General features: G+C 52.8%; 30 protein-coding genes. 23 read left to right on the top strand and 7 right to left on the bottom strand.

Going from position 1 to position 23,748, the window contains the following annotated elements:
- Positions 1 to 14: 14 nt before the first annotated feature.
- A complete protein-coding gene (locus FCH32_RS08860) occupies positions 15 to 221 on the bottom strand; it encodes a helix-turn-helix transcriptional regulator (protein WP_000288254.1) in 207 nt (68 codons plus the stop codon).
- A gap of 121 nt (positions 222 to 342) precedes the next feature.
- The gene (locus tag FCH32_RS08855; protein ID WP_153880691.1) at positions 343 to 921 is read right to left on the bottom strand and encodes a rolling circle replication-associated protein; all 579 of its coding nucleotides are present in this window, start codon (positions 919 to 921) and stop codon (positions 343 to 345) included.
- A 287-nt stretch (positions 922 to 1,208) separates the two neighbouring features.
- Here FCH32_RS08855 and FCH32_RS08850 point away from each other — a divergent pair, with 287 nt between their 5' ends.
- From FCH32_RS08850 to FCH32_RS23425, 14 genes are all read left to right on the top strand, one after another.
- On the top strand, positions 1,209 to 1,970 hold the full coding sequence (locus tag FCH32_RS08850) for a hypothetical protein (protein ID WP_174360759.1): 762 nt from the start codon (positions 1,209 to 1,211) through the stop codon (positions 1,968 to 1,970).
- A gap of 123 nt (positions 1,971 to 2,093) precedes the next feature.
- A complete protein-coding gene (locus FCH32_RS08845; protein WP_174360758.1) occupies positions 2,094 to 2,957 on the top strand; it encodes a GTPase family protein in 864 nt (287 codons plus the stop codon).
- Positions 2,958 to 3,049: 92 nt separating this feature from the next.
- Positions 3,050 to 3,871, top strand: coding sequence for a DUF932 domain-containing protein (locus FCH32_RS08840; RefSeq protein WP_174360757.1), 822 nt, complete (start codon positions 3,050 to 3,052; stop codon positions 3,869 to 3,871).
- A gap of 218 nt (positions 3,872 to 4,089) precedes the next feature.
- A complete protein-coding gene (locus tag FCH32_RS08835; protein ID WP_059177451.1) occupies positions 4,090 to 4,791 on the top strand; it encodes a DeoR family transcriptional regulator in 702 nt (233 codons plus the stop codon).
- Positions 4,792 to 4,831: 40 nt separating this feature from the next.
- Entirely contained in the window at positions 4,832 to 5,068 is a 237-nt protein-coding gene (gene ypjK, locus FCH32_RS08830; protein ID WP_042015432.1) for a protein YpjK, read from the top strand.
- Positions 5,068 to 5,511: a YfjS/YafY family lipoprotein gene (locus tag FCH32_RS08825; protein WP_059177452.1), complete on the top strand. Its 444-nt coding sequence runs from the start codon at positions 5,068 to 5,070 to the stop codon at positions 5,509 to 5,511. Before ypjK ends, FCH32_RS08825 begins: the two co-directional genes overlap by 1 nt.
- Before the next feature lie 23 nt (positions 5,512 to 5,534).
- On the top strand, positions 5,535 to 6,002 hold the full coding sequence (gene yfjT / locus FCH32_RS08820) for a protein YfjT (protein ID WP_174360756.1): 468 nt from the start codon (positions 5,535 to 5,537) through the stop codon (positions 6,000 to 6,002).
- A gap of 76 nt (positions 6,003 to 6,078) precedes the next feature.
- Positions 6,079 to 6,318, top strand: a complete 240-nt coding sequence (locus FCH32_RS08815; RefSeq protein ID WP_174360755.1) for a DUF905 domain-containing protein — start codon at positions 6,079 to 6,081, stop codon at positions 6,316 to 6,318.
- A 107-nt stretch (positions 6,319 to 6,425) separates the two neighbouring features.
- Positions 6,426 to 6,881, top strand: coding sequence for an antirestriction protein (locus tag FCH32_RS08810; RefSeq protein ID WP_174360754.1), 456 nt, complete (start codon positions 6,426 to 6,428; stop codon positions 6,879 to 6,881).
- A gap of 54 nt (positions 6,882 to 6,935) precedes the next feature.
- Entirely contained in the window at positions 6,936 to 7,421 is a 486-nt protein-coding gene (radC, locus tag FCH32_RS08805; protein WP_244958400.1) for a RadC family protein, read from the top strand.
- A 9-nt stretch (positions 7,422 to 7,430) separates the two neighbouring features.
- Complete coding sequence (locus FCH32_RS08800) at positions 7,431 to 7,652, top strand: DUF987 domain-containing protein (RefSeq protein ID WP_174360752.1); 222 nt, start codon at positions 7,431 to 7,433, stop codon at positions 7,650 to 7,652.
- 21 nt (positions 7,653 to 7,673) lie between these two features.
- Positions 7,674 to 8,042 carry a type IV toxin-antitoxin system YeeU family antitoxin gene (locus FCH32_RS08795; protein ID WP_174360751.1) on the top strand — a complete coding sequence of 123 codons (369 nt, stop codon included), beginning with the start codon at positions 7,674 to 7,676 and terminating at the stop codon, positions 8,040 to 8,042.
- A 62-nt stretch (positions 8,043 to 8,104) separates the two neighbouring features.
- Positions 8,105 to 8,485, top strand: a complete 381-nt coding sequence (locus tag FCH32_RS08790) for a TA system toxin CbtA family protein (protein ID WP_174360750.1) — start codon at positions 8,105 to 8,107, stop codon at positions 8,483 to 8,485.
- Complete coding sequence (locus FCH32_RS23425; RefSeq protein ID WP_420838395.1) at positions 8,482 to 8,736, top strand: DUF5983 family protein; 255 nt, start codon at positions 8,482 to 8,484, stop codon at positions 8,734 to 8,736. Before FCH32_RS08790 ends, FCH32_RS23425 begins: the two co-directional genes overlap by 4 nt.
- 464 nt (positions 8,737 to 9,200) lie before the next feature.
- Here FCH32_RS23425 and FCH32_RS08785 read toward each other — a convergent pair whose 3' ends face one another.
- From FCH32_RS08785 to FCH32_RS08770, 4 genes are read right to left on the bottom strand one after another with little or no spacing between them, the layout of a single operon-like run.
- Positions 9,201 to 10,457 (bottom strand): NAD(P)/FAD-dependent oxidoreductase, encoded by a 1,257-nt coding sequence (locus FCH32_RS08785; protein WP_174360749.1) that lies wholly within the window; start codon positions 10,455 to 10,457, stop codon positions 9,201 to 9,203.
- On the bottom strand, positions 10,444 to 10,698 hold the full coding sequence (locus FCH32_RS08780; RefSeq protein ID WP_174360748.1) for a (2Fe-2S)-binding protein: 255 nt from the start codon (positions 10,696 to 10,698) through the stop codon (positions 10,444 to 10,446). The genes FCH32_RS08785 and FCH32_RS08780 overlap by 14 nt, the downstream gene beginning before the upstream one ends.
- Positions 10,695 to 11,798 (bottom strand): FAD-dependent oxidoreductase, encoded by a 1,104-nt coding sequence (locus tag FCH32_RS08775; RefSeq protein WP_174360747.1) that lies wholly within the window; start codon positions 11,796 to 11,798, stop codon positions 10,695 to 10,697. The genes FCH32_RS08780 and FCH32_RS08775 overlap by 4 nt, the downstream gene beginning before the upstream one ends.
- Positions 11,795 to 12,736, bottom strand: coding sequence for a 4-hydroxyproline epimerase (locus FCH32_RS08770; RefSeq protein ID WP_174360746.1), 942 nt, complete (start codon positions 12,734 to 12,736; stop codon positions 11,795 to 11,797). The genes FCH32_RS08775 and FCH32_RS08770 overlap by 4 nt, the downstream gene beginning before the upstream one ends.
- Before the next feature lie 309 nt (positions 12,737 to 13,045).
- On the opposite strand from FCH32_RS08770, the gene FCH32_RS08765 reads away from it, so the two are divergent.
- From FCH32_RS08765 to FCH32_RS08730, 8 genes are all read left to right on the top strand, one after another.
- Positions 13,046 to 13,861, top strand: a complete 816-nt coding sequence (locus FCH32_RS08765; protein WP_117342384.1) for an AraC family transcriptional regulator — start codon at positions 13,046 to 13,048, stop codon at positions 13,859 to 13,861.
- Positions 13,862 to 13,999: 138 nt separating this feature from the next.
- Positions 14,000 to 14,920 (top strand): dihydrodipicolinate synthase family protein, encoded by a 921-nt coding sequence (locus FCH32_RS08760; protein WP_174360745.1) that lies wholly within the window; start codon positions 14,000 to 14,002, stop codon positions 14,918 to 14,920.
- 14 nt (positions 14,921 to 14,934) lie between these two features.
- Positions 14,935 to 16,542 carry an aldehyde dehydrogenase (NADP(+)) gene (locus FCH32_RS08755; RefSeq protein WP_174360817.1) on the top strand — a complete coding sequence of 536 codons (1,608 nt, stop codon included), beginning with the start codon at positions 14,935 to 14,937 and terminating at the stop codon, positions 16,540 to 16,542.
- A gap of 11 nt (positions 16,543 to 16,553) precedes the next feature.
- The gene (locus FCH32_RS08750) at positions 16,554 to 18,155 is read left to right on the top strand and encodes an APC family permease (protein WP_153880229.1); all 1,602 of its coding nucleotides are present in this window, start codon (positions 16,554 to 16,556) and stop codon (positions 18,153 to 18,155) included.
- A gap of 11 nt (positions 18,156 to 18,166) precedes the next feature.
- On the top strand, positions 18,167 to 19,177 hold the full coding sequence (locus FCH32_RS08745) for an Ldh family oxidoreductase (RefSeq protein WP_174360744.1): 1,011 nt from the start codon (positions 18,167 to 18,169) through the stop codon (positions 19,175 to 19,177).
- A 543-nt stretch (positions 19,178 to 19,720) separates the two neighbouring features.
- Positions 19,721 to 20,176, top strand: coding sequence for an STM2901 family protein (locus FCH32_RS08740; protein ID WP_094760969.1), 456 nt, complete (start codon positions 19,721 to 19,723; stop codon positions 20,174 to 20,176).
- Positions 20,170 to 20,502: a DUF1493 family protein gene (locus FCH32_RS08735; RefSeq protein WP_117342379.1), complete on the top strand. Its 333-nt coding sequence runs from the start codon at positions 20,170 to 20,172 to the stop codon at positions 20,500 to 20,502. The genes FCH32_RS08740 and FCH32_RS08735 overlap by 7 nt, the downstream gene beginning before the upstream one ends.
- A 19-nt stretch (positions 20,503 to 20,521) precedes the next feature.
- Entirely contained in the window at positions 20,522 to 21,007 is a 486-nt protein-coding gene (locus FCH32_RS08730; RefSeq protein ID WP_094760967.1) for an Hcp family type VI secretion system effector, read from the top strand.
- A 58-nt stretch (positions 21,008 to 21,065) separates the two neighbouring features.
- Here the strand turns inward: FCH32_RS08730 and symE are convergent, their stop codons facing one another.
- Positions 21,066 to 21,428: an endoribonuclease SymE gene (gene symE, locus FCH32_RS08725; protein WP_096758453.1), complete on the bottom strand. Its 363-nt coding sequence runs from the start codon at positions 21,426 to 21,428 to the stop codon at positions 21,066 to 21,068.
- 780 nt (positions 21,429 to 22,208) lie between these two features.
- Here symE and FCH32_RS08720 point away from each other — a divergent pair.
- Positions 22,209 to 23,579, top strand: coding sequence for a tyrosine phenol-lyase (locus tag FCH32_RS08720; RefSeq protein WP_096758452.1), 1,371 nt, complete (start codon positions 22,209 to 22,211; stop codon positions 23,577 to 23,579).
- The last annotated feature ends 169 nt before the right edge of the window (positions 23,580 to 23,748 follow it).

The following is a 23,748-nucleotide window of genomic DNA, read 5'->3' as shown; positions in this document are numbered from 1 at the left end:
CCGGGCCATAGGGTTTAATTACGAGATTCGTAAATACGGTAATATAGCCATTCTTCCAGATCACTCTTTAGCCAGCGGGACGTTCTGCCTAGCTTAATCGGTTTAGGAAATAATCCATCCTGTATCAGCTTATAAAACCATTTATCGCTCAGGCCAGTAAGCTGGGTAATGAATTTCATATCAATGAATTGATCTTCAAGCAGTGCAGGTTTTGTATACATGGTGATGTGTTCCGGTTAAAGATGAATAACCGGAGCTGCTAGTAAACCAATCATTACCGTCAGCTCCTCCACATCAATGGCTTCTGTTGTAAAAAAACTTCGGCTCAATATTTACTTGTCGCTATTCCTTCCTGGGCCTGCCTCTACGGCTGCGGGGAGGTATAGCATTCATACCTGCAATAACCCCTCGTGACTTTTGCTCAGATTTGGCTAAATAACTGATTACGTAACGTAGTTCATCAACTGCTTGCCTATTGCGGTGATCCACTATTGTTCCGGAGCTTGCAACGAAATGCTTTTTCTTGGAACACAGATGAAAGAGACCTTCATCGTCTGTTAAGCTGCGCCATTCTTCACCTATCGCACGCGAGGTCGGATAACATTTCCGATGCTTCTGCCCATCAAGATAAATCATGGCATGTACATGTAGCCCCTTACGTTGTCTGTATTCAATTACCCAGTAGTACCCAATAACCATCTTTCGGCCAATTACCACGTCCATCAGGTGCTGTATCTCGCCCTCCATCTCATCCATGAGATTACGCTGCGAGCGTTCACTTCCTTGTTTCCAGCCAAAATCCATACGAAAAGCCAGTAAGCGGGAATAACGCTCAAACATTTCATCCAGGTGGTGGTTTATATCTTCGAGAAGTAAACGATGCATAGGGTAATTAGGGTTAGCATTGTAGGGTTCTTTCATGATCTATCCTCAAACTAAACGGGGTTCAATAGATAGATGTGTGATGTATTTTTTATACAGGGATGAGTATTGATTACAGGAGGAAGATGGTTAACTCCGGGTGATAATACTAATTAACCTTAAATCAGTAAGAACTGATGGTTTCAAGGATTCTATCGCAGGTTCGCATGGTGGCCTTACACAGGAAGAAATGTGTGCGCGAAATCTGAAGTATTGCAGTGCGATCTGGCGCTTTACGGTCCTTCGTGATATGTTGTTATGCATAATCAATAAAATGCATAACAATTATGATAAAGAGAATAACATTTAATACCGATGATAATTTAACGATTGATTCAATCGACAGGTATGCCGAATCCAATGGCACATCACGTTCTAAAGTAATATGTGAGTTATTGCGTTCCACTGCACCTATTCTTGATTTTGTGACATATCAAAATAGAATTACTCAGGAGGTTGAAAACAGACTTTTTAGCATGTTTTATCATGAGGTTCGTCACTTCGAAACACAGCAGCATAAAGATAATTCCACACTTAAATATCTTCACTCTCTCTCCGGAAAACTTGTTTTCTGCGTCCGCCATGAACCTATAACTAATTTTTCACTTCCTGTGTTAGATGAATGGAATTCTTACAGAGAGGGGTTTATTGAAAAGATAGAGGGAATTATAAAAACTCACAGGAGAGAAGGGGATGAAAAATCTAATTATGTTTATTTATGCATAAAAAGTAAGGTTGTCGAGAGGTTTGAATTTGATTTAATTGAGGTGGAAATTCCATTATTTGTTATTGATAAATATTTGTTTGATATTCAATCGATTTGTTATGTACGCGCTATTGATTTTTGTAATTTTGGGATTGATGACTACATGCGCAGAAATAAAAAACATTTAAACGCTGCTTACATTTCATGGGTTCCTGTAACTGCCTTTCGGGATGGTTTTATTTTTATAGCTGCTATGCCCATTGATAAAGCTTTGTCCCATCAACTTTACCCACCCAATGTCACTATCAACTTTCCTTATGAATACTGGAAGTATTTAGATTGATTATTGGTGAGCGTTACGTAATTTAAACAAATCTCAGATATATATCATCTTCATGAACATACCAGCATAACGGCAGAACTTCACGGTTCTGCCGTTTTAGTTTTATTAATTGCAGGAGTTTCCATGAATACCTCTCGAGGTTTACAGTCATTAAACCATTCGCTTTCCGGCCTGCCGCAATGGGTGTCTGAACGTATATTGCAGCAGATTAATCAGTTAACCCATTATGAACCAGCGATCGGCATTATGGGAAAAACCGGAGCGGGGAAATCGTCACTCTGTAATGCTTTGTTTGCCGGTGAAGTATCGCCGGTCAGCGATGTGGCGGCCTGTACCCGTGAACCTTTGCGATTTCGCCTGCAGGTTGGCGAACGGTTTATGACACTGGTGGACCTGCCCGGTGTAGGCGAAAGTGGTGCACGTGACAACGAGTATGCTGCGCTGTATCGAGACCAGCTTCCCCGGCTTGACCTGGTGCTGTGGCTGATTAAGGCCGATGACCGGGCACTGGTAACAGATGAGCATTTTTACCAGCAGGTGATCGGTGAAGCATACCGGCATAAGGTGCTGTTCGTAATCAGTCAGACGGACAAGGCCGAGCCTGGCAGCGGTGGAGATAAATTGTCCACAGAGCAGAAACAAAATATCAGCCGTAAAATCTGCCTGCTGCACGAACTGTTCCAGCCCGTGCATCCGGTGTGTGTCATATCGGTCCGTCTGCAGTGGGGAGTACGGGTGATGGCAGAGCAGATGATTAAGTGCCTGCCACGCGAGGCCAGCAGCCCGGTAGTAGTGCATCTGCAGCGCCCCTTTCACACAACGGTAGTCCAGGAGCAGGCCCGGAATGATTTTGGTGAAACCATAGGTACAGTACTTGATTCAGTCAGCGCCTTTCCCCTGATACCTGCCCCGGTGCGGGCCATCATTCAGGCCGTGCGCACCACAGTGGTGTCCGTGGCCCGCGCCGTCTGGGATTTCTTCTTCTGAGTATTTAACCCTTTCCTGTTATTCCCCAGGCCCTGTCGCTTAAGCGACAGGGTTTTCCTGTATCTATTTTTCCAGTAATGAGGAGTTTAGCTATGACCCGTCTGGCTTCGCGCTTTGGCGCAGCAAACCTTATCCGTCGTGACCGTCCGTTAACCCGTGAAGAGTTGTTTCGGGTGGTGCCCAGCGTATTCAGCGAGGATAAACACGCATCCCGCAGTGAGCGATACACGTACATACCGACCATCTCTCTGCTGGACAGTCTGCAGCGGGAAGGTTTTCAGCCGTTCTTTGCCTGTCAGACCCGGGTGCGTGACCCGGGTCGTCGGGAGCATACGAAGCATATGCTGCGCCTGCGTCGGGAGGGACAGATTACCGGTAAACAGGTACCGGAAATTATCCTGCTCAACTCTCACGATGGCACCAGTTCGTATCAGATGCTTCCGGGGTTATTTCGTGCCGTGTGTCAGAACGGCCTTGTCTGCGGCGAGTCGTTTGGTGAAGTAAGGGTGCCACACAAAGGGGACGTGGTGAGTCAGGTGATTGAAGGGGCCTATGAGGTGCTGGGGATTTTTGACCGGGTGGAAGAAAAGCGCGATGCCATGCAGTCACTACTGTTGCCGCCTCCCGCGCAGCGGGCACTGGCAAAGGCTGCGCTCACCTACCGCTTTGGCGAGGACCACCAGCCCGTGACCGAATCGCAGATACTCTCCCCGCGCCGCTGGCAGGATGAGAGCAATGACCTGTGGACCACTTATCAGCGCGTGCAGGAAAACCTGATTAAGGGCGGACTCAGTGGCCGTAATGTTAAAGGCGGGCGGACGCACACCCGTGCGGTACGTGGCATTGACGGGGATGTGAAGCTTAACCGGGCACTGTGGGTGATGGCGGAAACGTTGCTTACACAACTGCAGTAGTCATTCCCATTGTTGCCATGTTGTTAATATCGGACACCACCTGTCCGCATTGCAACGTACTGACAGATCTCACTCCCTCGAAGATGACCTGTAACCCCCACCACATCTGACTTTTGCAGAAATGAAAAATAGTTTCTGCAGTGTCCATACCCTGTCCACACCCCTCTTTAAAATATTCACATCATTTTCAGTCAGTTAACTTTCACGGAGAACCATTCATGATACAGGCAGAACGCCGCCATGACCGGCTGGCTGTCAGGCTGTCACTGATAATCAGCCGTCTGGTGGCGGGGGAAACGCTGAGCATACGCAAACTGGCCGCTGAGTTTGGCGTGTCAGTGCGCACACTGCGGCGGGATTTTCGTGAGCGGCTGATGTATCTGGACCTGGAATATCAGTCCGGCTACTGCCGCTTACGTACTGCTGGCAGTGAGATGCAGATGGTGCCAGATGTGCTTATCTTTGCCCACCGGAGCGGGCTGGCCGGGCTTTTCCCTGGCCTTGACCGACGCCTGGTGAACGCACTGCTGATGTGTGACGAGTCTCCTTGCGTGATATCGCCCGCCAGTCCGCTCCCTTCACCGTCTGGCTCATTGTCTTTCTGGCGGTTGATTCAGGCTATTACCGGGCGCAGGCGGGTGATGCTGATTGCGGATGGACAGCGCTGTGAGCGACTGGCTCCCTGTCGGTTGCTCATCCACCAGCAGGCCTGGTACCTGGTGGGTGAGCACGGCGGACATATCGCCGTATTCACCCTGGATGAAATCCATCTGGTTCAGCCCCTGCAGGAGACGTTCCGCCGTAATGACAGTCTGTGCCGCCTGGCTGAAGAACCGGTGTTCATTCAGGCCTTGCCCCATTTTCGTTTTATCCAGCAGTCACTGCTTGCGTTTGTTCCGGCTGACAACCCACCGGAATAGCACAGGCTTTGTTATCAACCCGGCAACAGGGAGGAACCCTATGCCCGTTATTGCCATTATCGCCATTGTTGTCATCGTCATCATTCTGAACAAAACCGGGGTGTCTGACAGCCTCACGGCCCTGACACTTGGCACCGTTGCCGCACTGCTGACAGGCGGTGGCGCAGCCGGTGCTGCCAGTGTTGCGCTGACGCCGTTCGTCGGTGTTCCGGTAGGCATTTTCGTGGGGATTTATGTCTTTGCCAAAGTCGTTCGTCTGATTTCAGGAAAAAAATAATGAAACGTAAAACACTCCCTCTGCTGACACTGGTTGCCACCACCCTGTTGCTGAGCGCCTGCGATGACAGGAGTGATGACCTGAAAGCCATCAGCAAATTCAAGGACCTCACGCCTCCGCGCTTCAGTGACGTGGTCAGCCGCCAGGATGATGTCAGTGAGGAATGGGCACAGATTGGCTTCTCCACAGGTCTCACTCTGCAGGTCTTACGTACCCGTCAGTCGCCGGAAGGTTGCGAGGGCGGCAGTTATTACTACCTGGTGGATATGGAGGAAAAAACCGTGCAGCCGCTGATGAATGCGCTGTGTATTGCCGACAACATCAAACTGGAATACCACGAGATCACGGACCCGTATACGAAGGAAAAATACTTCGAATACTCCCATGACGGCAAACTGATGGGGCGGCTGCTGATACCGTCAAATCCTGATAATCAGGAATAAAAACAAAGATAAAGGAAACAGGAATGAAAACACATTCACTCAGCCGGTTTGTGCTGGCAGGCGTACTGCTCGCGAGCTTTAATGCTTCTGCGGTTCCCGGACTCTGGCAGCAGGGTTACGGCCAGGGCAATGCGGAATACAGCGTGACGGACGCCAGTGGGAAGATGTTTACCATCAACTGTACGGAAAATCCGGACCAGAACGGTATCTACCAGCACTCGGTTTTTCTTACCCTCGCGGGAGACAAAACGGTCAGTTCGCATGATGACGGTACCGACATCACGGTGGTGATGAACCATCAGCAATACCCCATTCCGTCCAGCCTGGGCTGGCGTAACGGGGATAACGCCTGGTACGGCTTCATCATGGATATTCGCAAGGCCTCGCAGTTTGATGTCTACATCAATGACAGGAAAGTTGGAACGTTTAAATCTGATGTGCAGAATGCACAAAAGGTCCTGCCAACGTTAGCGAACTGCACTAACGACTGATACATTCATTTTCGACATGCAATCCAACCCCGACAGCCACCAGGCTGCCGGGGTTTTCTTTCATCAGGAGCCTGAAATGTTCCAGTCAGTGTTACTGCCACCGGGTCCTTTCACCCGGGCACAGGCGGAAGCTGTCACGGCAACGTACCGCAATATCACCATTGAAGATGACCAGCACAGCCATTTCCGCCTGGTCGTTCGTGACCGCGAAGGCCGGATGGCCTGGCGGGCATGGAGTTTTGAGTCTGACGCCGGAGCCGGGCTTAACCCTTATATCCGGCAGTACGGTATTCTGAAGGAGCCATCAGCACACTAATTCCTCGCGCACTTAACCCGATAGCACAACAACACTCTTCACACCACATCATTTATTCGCCATCACGCCAGCCTGAGTCGCTGGCGTTTTCATTCCCGGAGAGCACCATGACACAACACACCCTCACCCCGGCTAACGAGCCACAGCTAATTATCACCGCCACGCCAGTACCCGATGAACAACGCATCGGCTTCTGGCCGCAACACTTCGGCACCATTCCGCAGTGGATAACGCTGGAACCCCGCATCTTCACCTGGATGGACCGCTTCTGTGAGGATTACGGCGGCGGTATCTGGAGTTTTTACACGCTGAGCAACGGTGGAGCCTTTATGGCACCGGAGGCCAGCAGCGGCAATGAAGAAAAATGGATACTGTTCAACAACATGAACGGTAACGATGCAGGAATGAGCACTGAAGCCGCTGGTATTGCGGTCTGTCTCATTGAGTACAGTCATCATGCCTGTCGTACCGAATGCGACACCATGACTGAGCATTATTACCGTCTGCGCGACTACGCACTCCGCCACCCAGAATGTCACGCGATTATGCGCATCATTGATTAGGAATTGCTGCCTATGACGAACACCACATTGTTACCCGCACCGTCACAATCCGATATGTTCCCTTCATTAATTCATCCTCACCCACCATCTGTCCTGTCCCCGCATGCACAGCGAACTCTGCGGAGCGCGCTGAACATCCTGGAACGCCAGCTACGTGAACCCGGTGTGGTCTTCACCTCCAGCAGTGCAGTCCGGGACTGGCTGCGCCTGCAGCTGGCAAGGGAAGAGCGCGAAGTGTTCATGGTTCTGTTCCTCGACAATCAGAACTGCCTCATTACTCACGAAACACTGTTCACCGGTACAATCAACCACACAGAGGTGCATCCCCGTGAGGTGGTGAAGGCAGCGCTGAAATATAACGCTGCTGCCGTCATCCTTGCCCACAATCATCCGTCAGGGCATGCCGAACCCAGTGATGCCGACCGCCAGGTTACGGCGCGCCTGAAAACTGCACTCACCCTTGTTGATGTTCGCCTGCCGGACCACCTGGTCATCGGCGGGATGGGTATCGTCTCCTTTGCCGAACGTGGCTGGCTGTAGGGAGGGGGAATGAAAATTATCAGTAAACGCCAGGCGATGACGATATACCGTCAGCATCCCGAATCCCGGTTGTTTCGCTTCTGTACTGGAAAATACAAATGGTCCGGCAGCGTCTGCCATTATGCCGGTCGTGAGGTCCAGGACATCCGTGGGGTGCTGGCGGTCTTTGCTGAACGTCGTCAGGACCGCCATGGCCCGTATGTGGTCCTGCGCAGCGTCACCCTCAATTAACCTTATTTAAGGAGCACTACCTTGTCGCAAACAACACCAGCTACACCCGCCGTAAATCATGACGTCACAGAGCCCTGGTGGGGGCTGAAGCGCGATATCACCCCGTGCTTTGGCGCACGTCTGGTGCAGGAAGGCAACCGTCTGCACTACCTGGCTGACCGCGGCAGTATCACCGGTACATTCAGTAATGAAGATTTGCGTCACCTCGACCAGGCCTTCCCGCTGCTGCTGAAACAGTTAGAACTAATGCTGAGCAGCGGGGTGCTTAATCCCCGCCACCCGCACTGTGTCACGATGCATGCGAAAGGATTAACCTGCGACGCAGACACGAGGGGTAGTTGCGGTTATCTGTATATTTCGATTTATCCCACCCCCACGATAAACGCATAACACACCGTTACCACTGTCCCTCTTATTCCCCCTTTTCTTCATCTACAAATGAGAGTATTAGCATGCAAACCTTACCTGTTTCACCAGAACGGGCGGCTCGCGCCTGCCCGTCACCAGCCGAAGTCTGGCAGATGTTACTGACCCATTTGTTGGCGCAGCACTATGGCCTGGCACTGAATGACACCCCCTTTGCCGACAAGCGCATCATTCAGGCACACATTGACGCTGGTATATCGCTGTGCGATGCCGTCAATTTTATCGTTGAAAAATACGAACTGGTGCGCACCGACTGCCCGGGATTCAGTTTCACTGAGCAGTCAGCACTTGTTACCCGTATCGATATCCTACTTGCCCGTAAAGCCTGCGGCCTGATGACCCGCAACAGTTACAGAATGGTGGCCGATATCACTGGTGGCAACAAACTGCTGGAGCCCAAACGATGAAAATTGGTCTGAGAGTTAACGCTGACAATATCAGTGTTCTGGGTGCTCAATATGGAAATAGCCGTAGACGTTGGTGGGGGGGGGAACTGACTGAGCTGATTGATGCCGTAAATACTAACGACGGAACCTTTCACATTGCTGATGAACCCGGGCATGTTCATGTCGTTTCGCCGTTGCCCCCCAACGGTAATATTAAGGGGGAGCCAGTGCAATACTGCACATATCACCAAAGAGGATATCGGGGATGTTAGTTACGCCCCGTTGAAACTAGTCTTTTGCCGCTGTTTCTTACTAGCAAAAACGGCTTAAAGCTGGGAATATACCACTTGGCTTAACTCATTGATTCTTAATGGTTGTAAACTAAAATTTATTGAGTATATAAGTGAGTATATAAAGCGATTCGTTTTGTTTTTATATTTATATTATTCAGATGGTTATGTTGAAAATGCGAGTCCGGCCTTCGCACCAAAAGCGAAAAATCAGACGTCAACAGACGTCTTTTTTTATGCCTGAAATCCAGTATCCGCAAGGCTTTCCACGCTTTTTCACTCAACCTAAGTCAACCTGATTCAATTTACATCAACCTGCTGATGTAGGTACATCTGCAGGTATATCCCGGTTCGATAATATTTGTACCCACGCAGAATCGTTGAAAGGACACTCATCATCGCTCTGAGTGTGAATCGCCATATTGCAAAGCGCGGGAACAAATAAATCAGCCCTCTGGTTTTGCGAGATGGATAAGCGTGTCGACTCGCGCGGGGGAGAGCGGTTCGCGCGGTTGCGGTAGCGGCCAGCCGTACAGCCAGTGGGCGCTGGTGGCGCAGACTTTTCCCTGACAGGCACCCATACCACAGCGTGACGCAAGCTTTGCTGTTTGCCAGTTTTCAGCATTTTGTACATCTCCACAGCGAATATCCTCACAACGACACAGCAGCGTATCCGCGGTGATCGCGGCTTTGAGCGACTCCGGCAGCGCAAATGTCGCATGCAGTGCCTGTGCAAAACGCTGCCAGCGCGCGCGCGCGGCTATGGCGGTTTGGGCCTTTTCCGGACAATCTGCTGCGACGTAGCCAGCAATTTCTCCCTCGGCTAACGCCAGCTCGCTGCCGCCAAAACCTGTGCATTCCCCTGCCGCATAGATATTCTGCACACTGGTGCATTGCTCTGCATCGACCCAAATCGCCTGGTTTTCTGTTTTGCAGCCAAAGATTGCGCCGGGTTCAATATTCGGTACCAGTCCGTAGCCGATAGCCAGCCTGTCGCAGACGATCTCCCGGTTTCTGTCCTGGTGACGTACGGTTACAGACTGAAGACAGGAATCCCCCTGCGCATGGATGACCTGGCTTGCCGGGTGATAGCGGGCCGGAAAGAGCTCGCCCAACTGGCGCAATTTTTCCGGCCAACGCCAAAGCCCTGTCGCGAAACGGGCCAGTGTGGTCATCGGTGCCTGTTCGATGATGGCCACAATATTCCCGCCAGCGCGTTTCACCGTACTGGCGACCGCCAGCAGAAGTGGACCGCTGCCTGCAATGACCACGCGTTCCCCCTTGACCTGCAGGCCGTGTTTTATCTGGGCCTGCAGGCCTCCGGCACCCGTCACGCCGGGTAGCGTCCAGCCGGGAAAAGGTAGCGAGAGCTCTCTGGCACCGCAGCATAAAATCAGTCGCTGCCAGCGGATTTCGCCGCAGTCGTCTGCGGTTTCGAAGACAACGGAATGTGGGGTGGGACGGGCAATGAGCCGGGCACCGTTCAGCAGCGTAACGCGGGGGTGTTCCGCCACCGCCTGACGAAGCTGCCGGGCGTGCCGGGGGAGCGAAACCTGCGGCCCGTCGCGCCAGATTTGCCCGCCGGGGCGCGGGTTGTCATCGAGGATCACCACCGATTTTCCACAACGTGCGGCAGCCAGTGCCGCCGACAATCCGGCTGGCCCTGCGCCAAGGATCAGGATCTCACAGTCAACGCTTTGCATGATGGCTCCTTTCAATCACCATTTCGGGCTGGCATTCTGTCTGACAGGCCAGCACCCGGCGCCCGTTCACCGTGATGCGGCACTCCTGACACACACCCATTCCGCAGAAGGGCGCGCGCAGTTTGCCGCTGACCGAACGGCGGGTCACGCCGTTGCCCATCAGGGCCAGTGCTGCCGCAATACTTATTCCGACGGGAACCTCACAGGTCTGGCCGTCGATTTTCACGTTCAGAGTTGTCATGCGATGGCCTCCTGCTTGTGCAGGCGTGCGGGGAGCCAGGCATCCGGAGATATCGCCGGGCGTTCACCCAGGATCTGGGCGCAGAGTAACTCGGCGGTTGCCGGTGCGGTCGTGACGCCCAGACCTTCATGCCCCAGCGCCAGCCATATACCCGGACGAGTGGGGTGTGGGCCAATCAGCGGGTTGCCGTCAGCGGATGCTGCCCGAAAACCGCTCCAGCAGCGGATGATATTAAGCGTCTCCAGAGACGGTAAAAAATGGTGCGCTCGCGCCAGCATCTGTGCCAGCAAGGGGAGATCAACCTCGCGGTCGGTGTTATCGAACTGGCGGGAGGAGCCAATCAGCAGCTGTCCGGTGGGGCGCGGCTGAATGTTAAATGCCACAGAGGTGCCGCCTGCATGGGCGCTGGCACCGTATCCCAACTCTACCAGTTGGTGGCTGAGCAAGGGGCCGTAACGGTCGGTGATCGCCAACTGGCCTTTTTTTGCCCTGAGCCAGTGTTCATCCAACAGCGTGTTGGCCCCCAGACCATTGGCGATGACGATGGCGCGTGCGCGCAGTCGTTTGCCGCTGCGTAGGGTGACGTAGGGGGCATCAACAGAGAGGGCGCTATCACGAAGATGGGTTAAATCGGCATCGTCAATGAACCAGCGGGCGACGTTTGGGGCGTAAACTATCCCGTCGTCGGGGACCCACAGCCCGCCGGTGAGCCCGGCGGTGAGCAGCGGTTCACGTGCGGCAAGCTGATCGCGGGTCTGCATTTCGCTGACAACCTGGTATTGTGCCATCCGTTGTTTCTTTTCTTCTGCCAGCGCAAGCTCTTGCGGCGTTTCTGCCAGCCACAGCGTGCCGCATCCGCGCCAGGCGCAGCTTTCCGGCATCCGGGGCGTCAGTTTGCGCCAGCTCGCCAGAGACCTGGCGGAGAGGGCGAGCTCCGCAGGATCGTCATCCATGCACACCAGGTGGCCCATGCCTGCCGCCGTCGCGCCCGGGTTGCCGTCATCGACCAGCGTGACGCGCTGCCCGCGAGCGGCCAACTGCCAGGCGCAGGCGGCACCGATAATCCCGGCTCCGATGACAATAACGTCACTTTCGGTCACAGCACGATCCCCCAGCAGAACGGATCGTCAGGATTGAGGATCAGCCGGTTATCACCGCAGACCCATGCTTCTCCGCGGATCGTCGGGACGATCTTGTCGCCATGCGGCACGAAATGCGCCGTAAATTCACTGCCGATGATGCTTGCCTGCCGCCAGGACTCTCCGGATTTGAGTTTACCGTCCTCTGCCAGGCAGGCCAGCTTGGCGCTGGTGCCGGTGCCGCAGGGGGAGCGATCCCAGGCTTTACCTGGACAGAGTACAAAGTTGCGGCTGTCCGCGTGATCATCCTCCGCAAACAGTTCGATATGATCGATAATGCCCTCATGTTCGCCACGGATGCTTGCACGATCTAACCCTTCACGGATTGCCCATGCGTATGCCGTCAATTCAGGGATCTTGTCCGGCGTGACCGCGAACGGATGATCGTTGACGAGGAAGAACCAGTTGCCGCCCCAGGCGATGTCACCCGTTACCGTACCGTGAACGGTTTCAACTTGTACCTGCTTACGCCAGCGGTATGCCGGAACGTTTTCGACCGAGACACTGCCATCTTCGTGCAGCGTGGCGGTCACATCGCCCACCGGCGTTTCAATCAGATGTTTACCGGGTTGAATGCGGCCAAGCCATGCCAGCGAGGCAATAAGCCCGATGGTGCCGTGGCCGCACATATTCAGAAAGCCGCAGTTGTTAAAGAAGATGACCCCTGCCGTGGCTTGTGGCGAAACAGGTTCACAGAGTAATGCGCCGACCAGGACGTCGTTACCGCGTGGCTCAAGAATAATGGCTTTACGCCAGTCGTCGTAGTCGCGGGAAAAACGCGCCCGACGCTCGGCCATGTTCCCCGTACCCAGATCCGGAAAACCGTCAATGACCAGGCGAGTAGGTTCACCGCCGGTGTGGGAATCAATCACTCTCAGTTCACTGTACTGCGCTGTCATAGGATCTCCAGAAGGTTAATACTTTGTTGCTAAATGCTGACGCAAGCCTTGCGTTCTTGCTTGATCGCTTTCGTCACGCCAAATGACGAAATCAGCATAATGGCCGGCATCATTGTTAGGGCTTTGTCATATTTATTTTTTTATTAATCATTTGGTTAGTGGTGTGGTAAACCAAAAAAGGCAACCGCGCCAGTGGTTGGAAAAGGGGAAATTATAAACCTACGGCAGGATCGCAAAACGCGGTAAGGACACTTGCTCAGTTAACAAAAAGTTAATAAATATTCAGGTCACTAATCGGGAGGAAGCATGATGTCCTGTGTGATTGATGATGTGCGGGCCCTGTCGCCGGTGCTGGAAGTGGCTGAACTTAGCCAGATATGTGAAGGGCTGGCGCGGCAGCGTCCGGACAATATCCAGACGTTGCTCCATGCGATGGCATTGATTGCGCCACTGCTTAATGCCATTCCGAATGTGGTTTTTTTTATCAAAGATGTGCAGGCTCGCTATTTGATGGTCAATATGACCCTGGCACGTCGCTGCGGGTTTAAGACTGTGGTCTCCCTGCTGGGCAAAACCTCTGCCGATGTTTTCCCTTCGGCGCTTGGGCTGGGCTATACCGAGCAGGATATGCGGGTGCTGCGCGAAGGGGTAACGCTGCGCGATCAGCTGGAAATGCATCTCTACAACGGTCGCGAACGTGGCTGGTGTTTGACCCAGAAACTGGCGTTGCGGGATACGCAGGGCCAGGTCATCGGTATGGCAGGAATTTCACACGATCTGCAGGAAGCGCAGGCGCGTCACCCGGCGTGGCAGCGGCTGGCGATCGTCGATGATCATATCCGCAACCATTACCACCGGCCCATTGCGATGGAAGAGCTAACCGCCCTGAGTGGCATGTCGGTCGCGCAAATTGAACGCTACTGCAAGCGTATTTTTCATCTCACACCGCGCCAGATGATCCACAAAGTTCGACTGGAAAAAGCCACCGAACTGCTGGCGGGCGATACGCCGATTACTGATATTGCGTTGCAGTGTGGTTATACCGATCACAGCGCGTTTAGCCGCCAGTTTAAGGCGATGACGGGCTCTACACCGCGTGATTTCCGCCTCACGCTCGCCGGGTAAAACACGCGCACTGTGCTAATTTCGTCATCAAAGAGGAAGAAAACCACCAAGCAGTCGGTCGCCTGAAACGTCAATCTGTCAGTGAATATTCACCATTCATTCACTTTAAATTAACAAATTGACGACAAGGAACCGAACATGAGTAAGAAAGCCATTCACTGGAGCGGTGTATTCCCGGCAGTCAGCACCCAGTTTCGCAGCGATTATTCCCTGGATTTGGATGCCACCCACACGGTAATGAAAAACCTGGTCAAGGATGGTGTTTCTGGCCTGGTGGTGTGCGGCAGCGTGGGGGAGAACACCTCTCTGACCACGCAGGAAAAGCTGCAGATCATCGAAGTGGCGAAAGACGCTGCGGGCGGTCAGATCCCGGTCATTGCGGGGGTGGCCGAATTCACCACCGCGTTTGCACAGAAGATGGCGAAAGAGGCTGAGCACGTGGGCGTTGACGGCATTATGGTGATGCCTGCGCTGGTGTATTCCTCAAAACCACATGAAACGGCGGCCCACTTCCGCAGTGTGGCTATGGCTACCGACCTGCCGATCATGGTGTACAACAACCCGCCGATTTACAAAAACGACGTGACGCCGGACATTCTGGCCACGCTCGCCGACTGCGACAACATCGTCTGCTTCAAAGACTCCTCCGGCGATACCCGCCGTTTTATCGACCTGCGTAATTCCGTTGGCGACCGCTTTGTGCTGTTCGCCGGGCTGGATGATGTGGTGGTAGAGAGTATCGCCGTTGGGGCAGAAGGTTGGATCTCCGGGATGTCAAACGCCTTCCCGCGTGAAGGAGAGACATTGTTCCGCCTGGCAAAACAGCAGCGTTATGAGGAAGCGATGGCGCTCTACCGCTGGTTTATGCCGCTGCTGCATCTGGATGTGCGTCCGGATCTGGTGCAGTGCATCAAGCTCTGTGAAGAATTGCTGGGGCGCGGTAGCGCCATTACCCGCCCACCGCGTCTGGCGCTGGAAGGGGATACCCGTGCGCAAGTGGTGGCGATTGTTGAGAAGGCGCTGGCGACCCGACCACAGCTGCCGGATGTCGGCCTTTAAGTAAAGGAGCGATGATGACATTACCTCTCTCTGTATCGGGGCAGCAGTTTATTGCCGGTCGCCGCGTGGCAAGCGGTGAGGCGACACTGCCGAGCCTGCGCGCCGCTGATGGCGAACTGACTGGATACCATTTTTACCCGGCCTCCCGCGAGGAGGCCGCCGCCGCCGCGGTGGCGGCTGAGCAGGCATTCCCGGTCTATTCACAGACATCGCCCGATGTGCGTGCCCACTTTCTCGACACGCTTGCCAACGAGCTGGATCTGCTCGGTGAGGACTTTTTCACGATTGCCCATCAGGAGACGGCGCTGCCGCTGCCACGGTTACAGGGAGAGCGCTCGCGTACCAGCAATCAGCTGCGTCTGTTTGCCGGGGTGCTGCGTCGGGGCGATGCATTTGGCGTACGCATTGATACCGCACTCCCTGAGCGTAAGCCTCTGTCGCGCCCGGACCTGCGTCAGTATCTGACCGCGCTTGGCCCGGTGGCGGTGTTCGGTGCCAGCAATTTCCCGCTGGCCTTCTCTACGGCGGGGGGCGATACCGCCTCCGCGCTGGCGGCCGGTTGCCCGGTGGTGGTGAAAGCCCATCCTGGGCATATGGCGACGGCGGAGTTGACTGCCCAGGCGATAGTGCGTGCGGTCGCGGCCTCTGGCCTGCCTGCGGGTGTTTTTAACATGATTTTCGGCACCGATATTGGCGCGGAGCTGGTTCGCCATCCGGCGATTCAGGCGGTGGGGTTTACCGGTTCGCTGCGCGGTGGCAAGGCGCTCTGGCAACTGGCGCAGCAGCGTCCACAGCCGATCCCCGTCTTTGCGGAAATGTCTGCCATTAACCCGCTGATTATTCTGCCGCAGGCCGTCGCTGCCCGGGCAGAAACGCTGGCACATGAGCTGGTGTCCTCTTTCACCCTGGGATGTGGCCAGTTTTGTACCAAGCCGGGGCTGATCCTTGCCTTGCGCGGCGAGGGCATGTCCCGCTTCACGCAGGCACTGAAAGACGCGGTGGGCCAGGTGCCGGCACAAGTCATGCTGAATGCCCCGACGCTTGCCCATTACGAAGAAGGGGTCAGCGCGTTTGAGGCGCATCCGAATATTCAGCGTCTGGCAGGATCGGACGAAAGGGTTATCGGTCGCGCGCAGGCCCGGCTGTATCGGGCACCGGCTTCGCTGCTGCTGGCACAGGATCCACTTCTGCAGCATGAGGTGTTTGGCCCGCTGGCGGTGTTGGTCGAGGTGGCAGATGAGGGGGAATTGCAGTCCATTCTGCACGCCATTCCTGGCCAACTGACGGCAACGGTTCACGCTGAATCTGATGATGGGCCGCTGGCGCAGCGCCTGCTGCCCGCCCTCAGTGAAAAAGCGGGACGCGTCGTGTTTAACGGTTATCCGACCGGTGTCGAGGTCTGTGATGCCATGGTGCACGGCGGCCCGTGGCCTGCCACCACCGACTCTCGCGGTACCTCGGTAGGAACCCAATCTATCGATCGTTTTTTACGCCCGGTATGCCTGCAAAATGTGCCTGCCGCGCTGCTTCCGCCTGCTGTCCAGGATGACAACCCTCTGAACCTGCTGCGCCTGATTAACGGGCAGTGGACCCGGGAAGCCATTTCCCCCTCTGTTGACTAAAGGGCATGACCATGACGATTCACTCTACGCACCAAACACAGTCCCGCGTTGTCGAGGTGGGGAAATTTAAAAAGCAGCTTACGCTAACTGACCTGACGTTTATTGGGCTCGGGGCCATCTTCGGTTCCGGCTGGCTGTTTGCCGCAAGCCATGTCGCATCCATTGCCGGACCTGCGGGCATTGCCTCGTGGGTCATCGGCGGGATTGCCGTTCTGCTGTTGGGGATTGTCTATTGTGAACTGGGCGCTGCGCTGCCTCGCGCCGGGGGGATTATCCGTTATCCGGTCTTTTCCCACGGTGAATTGATGGGATACCTGCTTGGATTTATTACGCTGATTGCGTTCTCAAGCCTCATCTCCATTGAGATTGTTGCCGCGCGGCAGTATGCGGCAGCCTGGTTCCCTATGTTGACTCAACCTGGCTCGAGCGACCCAACGCTGCTGGGATGGGTGGTGCAGTTTTTGCTGCTGTGTTTATTCTTCGCGCTGAATTACTACAGTGTAAAAACGTTTGCCCGCTCCAATAACATCATCAGTATTCTGAAGTTTTTGGTACCGCTGGCGGTGGTTGTGACGCTCTTTACCTTTTTCAAACCGGAGAACTTGCACGTTCAGGGCATTGCCCCTTTTGGCATGTCGGGCGTTGAGGCCGCGATTAGCGCCGGTGGGATCATCTTTGCCTACCTGGGGCTGACGCCAATTATTTCGGTGGCGAGTGAAGTAAAGAATCCGCAGCGTACCATTCCGGTGGCGCTGATTTTATCTGTGGTGCTGTCGACGATTATTTACGTGCTGCTGCAGGTGGCGTTTCTTGGCAGTATTCCGACCGATATGCTGGGAGGGGGCTGGGCGGAGATCAGCAAGCAATTCTCGCTGCCGTACCGAGATATCGCCATTACACTCGGTATGGGATGGCTGGCGTTTATGGTGGTGTGCGACGCGATTGTCTCCCCAAGTGGTACCGGCAATATCTACATGAACGCCACGCCGCGCGTGATTTATGGCTGGGCCAAAGCGGGCACCTTCTTTAAGGCGTTTACCCACATTGATAAAGAGTCCGGCATTCCGCGTCCGGCGCTGTGGCTGACCTTCGCATTGTCTATCTTCTGGACATTGCCGTTCCCGTCATGGGAACAGTTGATTAGCGTGGTGTCGGCGGCGTTGGTGCTGAGCTACGCCATTGCTCCGGTCACGGCGGCGGGTCTGCGTCGTAATGCGCCGGATTTGCCGCGCCCATTCCGCGTGCGTGCCTTCGGGATCATCGGCCCGGTGTCGTTTGTGATTTCGGCGCTGATTGTATTTTGGTCCGGCTGGGGCACGCTGTCATGGCTGCTGGGGCTGCAGATTGTGATGTTTGTCGTCTATGTGCTGTGCAAGTCAAAAGTGCCGGTGCACACCGTGAGTCTGGCACAACAGGTGAAATCGTCTCTGTGGCTTATCGCCTTCTACGCGCTGATTATGCTCTTCTCCTGGCTGGGCAGTTTTGGCGGCACAGGGGTCATTGGTCATCCGTGGGATACGGTCGTGGTGGCGGTGATGTCGCTGGGGATTTACTACTGGGGTGAGCGAACCTGTCTGCCGCAGGCTAACTTTACCGGTGATGAAGAAGAGTAAAGGAGTCGGTCATGGAGATGGTAAACCTCTCGTTAACAGAGGCTTATGCGCTGGCATATAAGGTGCTGCGCGGGAACGGATTCAGTGAAGCGCATGCCGCAGTGGTAGCGAAAAACGTTACCCACGGCGAGCGTGATGGCTGTGCCTCGCATGGTCTGTGGCGGTTGCTGGGGATTGTGGCGACCCTACGTAAAGGGAAGGTGTCACCCGACGCCGAGCCGGTTATCACCGATACCGCTCCGGCCATTGTGAAGGTGGACGCCGGTGGGGCATTTTCCCTGCTGGCGTTCGAGCGCGCGCTTCCGCTGTTGATGGAAAAGGCGCGCCACAGTGGTATTGCAGCACTGGCGATTAACCGCTGCGTGCACTTTTCGGCGCTGTTTGCCGATGTTGAGCCGCTTACGGAGGCTGGGCTGGTGGCGCTGGCGACGACGCCCAGCCATGCATGGGTTGCCCCTGCTGGCGGGACGCAGCCACTTTTTGGCACTAACCCGATAGCGTTTGGCTGGCCGCGTGAAGAAAAACCACCGTTTATCTTTGATATGGCGACCAGTGCAGCGGCACGGGGTGAGATCCAGCTCCATCAACGGGCAGGAAAAGCGGTGCCGGAAGGGTGGGGGATCGATGGTGACGGTCAGGCCACCACCGACGCGCAGGCGATCCTCGACGGTGCGATGCTGACGTTTGGCGGGCATAAAGGGTCAGCTCTGGCGGCGATGGTGGAACTGCTTGCCGGACCGCTAATCGGTGATATGACCAGTGCGGAATCACTGGCGTGGGATAACGGCGCTGGCGGGTTGCCCTATGGTGGTGAGCTGATCCTGGCCCTGGATCCGGTCCGCTTTCTGGGATTGGATGCCCCGCGGCATCTGGCGCGTGCCGAGATGCTCTTTGCCGGGATGCAGCGGCAAGGGGCGCGTTTGCCGGGCGAACGTCGCTACCATTCCCGTACGCGTACAATTCGAGACGGTGTGGAAATCGCCCATTCACTTTTCAAGGATATATCTGCGTTAGTGAAATAATTATCGCTATAACAGGCGGGATAATGTCCCTCCTGTTATACGTTTTTCGTTACGTATTTCTTTTTCACACCGTATTTCGAGCGTAAAGTCGTACTGCCAGGATCTATGCAGAGAGGGAAATCGCGTATGGTGACGGAGAATATATCAAGTACTCCACCCAACAGGCGTATCTTCGAGGATAATAACCTGTTGACTATAAAGGTGGAAATATAATCACTCCTGGCGGTGATAATAATGGAAAGTCGAATAAGTAAATTAAATATACAGTTGCCAAATAACCGCTAAGAATTATATTTATTATCAAAATGGTAAGCTTACTCATATTGCACTGCCTCAGTATTTTTATTTATATTACTGTTATGAATGTCTTCCTTGCCAGATATTACACTCAATTACTATATTACTGTCGTCTGTTATCTTACTACCAGCGACATGAATTTTATTTTATCTGAAAATAGAATTTTTATGGTAGTCAACCTTATTCTTCGTGATTCCTCAGGAGTACGATAAGCAAGCTAATCATTGAGGGAAGAAGGGGTGCTGATGGACACAGTAGAGGAACTCAACGGAACATACTTTTATGCCGGTCGCTCTAACCTTACCGCGTCTGAATTGTTTTTCATGATTTTCTGCGAAACCACAGCAGATCACTTTGGGGTTGATGTGTTAGCAATGGTTGCACTTTACAGCGGCGTTAACAATCAGAAAACGAGAGCCAAGCCTAAAGGGGCAAAGGAAGGTACGTCACGGATTTCTAAAGCAATGCGGAGGTATTTTAAAACTGCCAAATTTCCTTTTGGCATAAAATTACCAACCTGGGTTGGCGGCTATACTCCCTGGACGGCAAAACGACGAATGGTTACGAAAATAAGTACATTCGTAGGTCGGACGATTCCCCTAATAGGGGAGGTGATTTTATTCGCTGATGTTTCGATAATCACTTACTGCTCAATACGCGATTACAATCGTATAGCGCGGGGTAATGATAAGTTATGGTAGATGATATTGAGCAACGTGTTTTTGCACTGGTAAGACGCTACAACGGTGTTTATTTATTCAATAATGAAAAGAAGCAAAGCTTGCTAACGATGGACAGTGATTTTGACACTGACATGCAGTTTGATGTTAGTGAAGCAGAAGAGCTAATGGATGAGTTCTTTGAAGAATTTCAGGTCGCCAGAGGGAATTTTAAGATTGAAACTTACTATCCTGTTGAGCCTTTCTCATGGAATCCCTTCAAGAAGTTACGACCTGTTCCTGTGCCTGACTTCACTATCGGGATGTTGATTGCATCGGCAAAAGCCGGGAAATGGTTATACGACTAAGTGGTAAGGAGTGCAAAAAATGGCTGTACCAGTACACTTATTTTTGACTGATGATGGCGGTGCAGTTATCCGCGGTTCTTCTGATGTTGCTGCTCGTGAGGGAAGCATTGAACTACGGGGTTTGTACCATAATTTAAACATCCCGACAGATCCAATGACCGGCAAGGTTACTGGCACCCGTCAGCATTCGCCATTCCAATTCACCAAAGAACTTGATAGTTCGTCTCCCTATCTTTTCAAGGCGACAGCAACGGGCCAGACGTTTAAAACTGCTGACTTTCGTTTCTACCATATCAATGATGCAGGGCAGGAGGTGGAGTATTATCGGATCACGCTGGAAAACGTAAAGGTCATTTCAGTCAGTCCGGTTATGCATGACACGAGAGGTTGTCCGGGTACGGGTCATATGGAAGAAGTTGCAATGAATTACGAGAAGATCACTCATCTCTATAAAGACGGTAATCTTTTAGCGCATGATTCCTGGAACGAACGCGCCACGGCATAATGGAATGATGGCGCAGCCCACTCTAAAAAGGCGCCCGCAGGCGCCTTTAGCAAGACCGTTACCCCTTCGACGCTTTCCCCGCAATTACCGCGATAAACTCCAGCACCTGCTTTTGTTTGCGCGCCGACAGCTTTTCCACTTTGCGCAGCGACGTCATCAGCGCTGACTCTTCGGGCTGGGGCGTTTGGGCGGTGAGCACGATGCAGCCTTCCATCACCCGTACTTTTACGTCGGTGCCGGTGTCGAATCCGGCGGCTTTTAACCACATCCCCTTCATCACGATGGACGGAAAGCGAACGTACTTCACCGGAATACGGCTGTAATCGGGATAACGACTCGCATATCCCACCTTCAAATGGCGGTTATCGGCGGCGTGGACTTCTGGATCAAACGAAACTGCAATACAATGCGTATCAGTCATGATGGCTATTCTCGTGAAATAGTTACTGTGATTAGCGATGCGGAGGTGTTGGTAGCACCTTCGCGTCGCGCTAATAAAACCCCTGTAAATTACGCCAGTAGAATGGGGGAAGTCCAGATGTAAATATAATGAAATAAGCGCGATTAGCATGCTATTCGGAATAAATAGAACATCTCCCTGCGCCAATAAAACCAGTATTATTCAGCGTATAAATTCATTCTCATTTCATCCGTCAAAGACCGATTATTTCCAGAAAATATCATGGCTCTGAGTTGGGCTAAAAATGCGATCTAACTCACTGAAGCAAATAGCAAACTCTGAAACTACACCGGTTTGTACACTTTGGTTTACACTTTTAGTGATATGAATCACAAATATAACCCCGTGAAGTGATCCGACTCTCACAAAATGGCGTGTACTTATTCACCCGTAGATTGTGAGAACAGCGTGGAAAGTTAAGTTTTCAGTATTTCCACTTTCCACAGACACACAACGGCAAACAGCAAATCAACACGCAGAAAAAAACTTGTTGAATATGAACGGGTAAAAAAAAGACGTGTGATTTGCATCACTCACATTTACAGCTTTTTAAATTATTGGCAGTGATTAATGTTGACTGGGCTATTTCCATAATCAATCAAATCTTGCATAGTGCTTCCACATTATTTCACCCCCTGTATCAGGCGGAGAATAGTAATATTTCATCAGCCTCTGTTGATGAACTCGATATGATTTACTTCACATTAATACGTACACGACCACTGTTACTGGAGAAACAACATGAATTATCCGGCAGAACCCTTCCGTATTAAAAGCGTTGAAACTGTATCTATGATCCCGCGTAATGAACGCCTGATAAAAATGCAAGAAGCGGGTTACAATACTTTCCTGTTAAATTCGAAAGATATTTATATTGACCTGCTGACAGACAGCGGCACTAACGCGATGAGCGACAAGCAGTGGGCCGGAATGATGATGGGTGATGAAGCGTACGCGGGCAGCGAAAACTTCTATCATCTGGAAAGAACCGTGCAGGAACTGTTTGGCTTTAAACATATTGTTCCGACTCACCAGGGACGCGGTGCAGAAAACCTGTTATCGCAGCTGGCCATTAAGCCGGGGCAATATGTTGCCGGGAATATGTATTTCACCACCACGCGTTATCACCAGGAAAAAAACGGTGCCATCTTCGTGGATATCGTGCGTGACGAAGCACACGATGCTGGTCTGAATATTGCTTTTAAAGGTGATATTGATCTTAAAAAATTACAAAAGCTGATTGATGAAAAAGGCGCAGAGAATATTGCGTATATCTGCCTGGCGGTGACGGTTAACCTCGCGGGCGGGCAGCCGGTCTCGATGGCTAACATGCGTGCGGTACGCGAGCTGACGGAAGCTCACGGCATTAAAGTGTTCTACGATGCCACCCGCTGCGTAGAAAACGCCTACTTTATCAAAGAGCAAGAGCAGGGTTTTGAGGACAAGAGCATCGCCGCGATCGTCCATGAAATGTTCAGCTATGCCGACGGTTGTACCATGAGTGGTAAAAAAGACTGTCTGGTGAACATCGGCGGCTTCCTGTGCATGAACGACGACGAAATGTTCTCTTCTGCCAAAGAGTTAGTGGTGGTCTATGAAGGCATGCCATCCTACGGCGGTCTGGCCGGACGCGATATGGAAGCGATGGCGATTGGCCTGCGCGAAGCCATGCAGTATGAGTACATCGAGCACCGCGTGAAGCAAGTTCGCTACCTCGGCGACAAGCTGAAAGCTGCCGGTGTGCCGATTGTTGAGCCAGTGGGCGGACACGCGGTATTCCTCGATGCGCGTCGCTTCTGCGAGCATCTGACCCAGGACGAGTTCCCGGCGCAGAGTCTGGCAGCCAGCATTTATGTCGAGACCGGCGTGCGCAGTATGGAGCGTGGAATTATCTCTGCGGGCCGTAATAATGCCACTGGTGAGCACCACAGACCAAAACTGGAAACAGTACGCCTGACTATTCCACGTCGCGTGTATACCTATGCGCATATGGATGTTGTGGCAGACGGCATCATTAAACTTTACCAGCATAAAGAAGATATTCGCGGGTTGAAGTTTATTTACGAGCCTAAGCAGTTGCGCTTCTTTACCGCACGCTTTGACTATATTTAAATGTTATTCAGGCCCCATCTTGTGATGGGGCTTTTTTGTATTCCTTTTCCATGAACAGGAAGCCTTTGCGGTGCCCGTTACCGCAATATAACGAAAAAATTGCAAACCCTGACTCCGACATTTTTATTATCCGCATGATGTACAAATGACAGCTGTAATTATAACGAAT

Origin of the sequence: Citrobacter gillenii, from assembly GCF_013337685.1 — a bacterium.
GTDB classification, from domain to species: domain Bacteria; phylum Pseudomonadota; class Gammaproteobacteria; order Enterobacterales; family Enterobacteriaceae; genus Citrobacter; species Citrobacter gillenii.
This window is presented reverse-complemented; position numbering and strand designations above follow the sequence as displayed.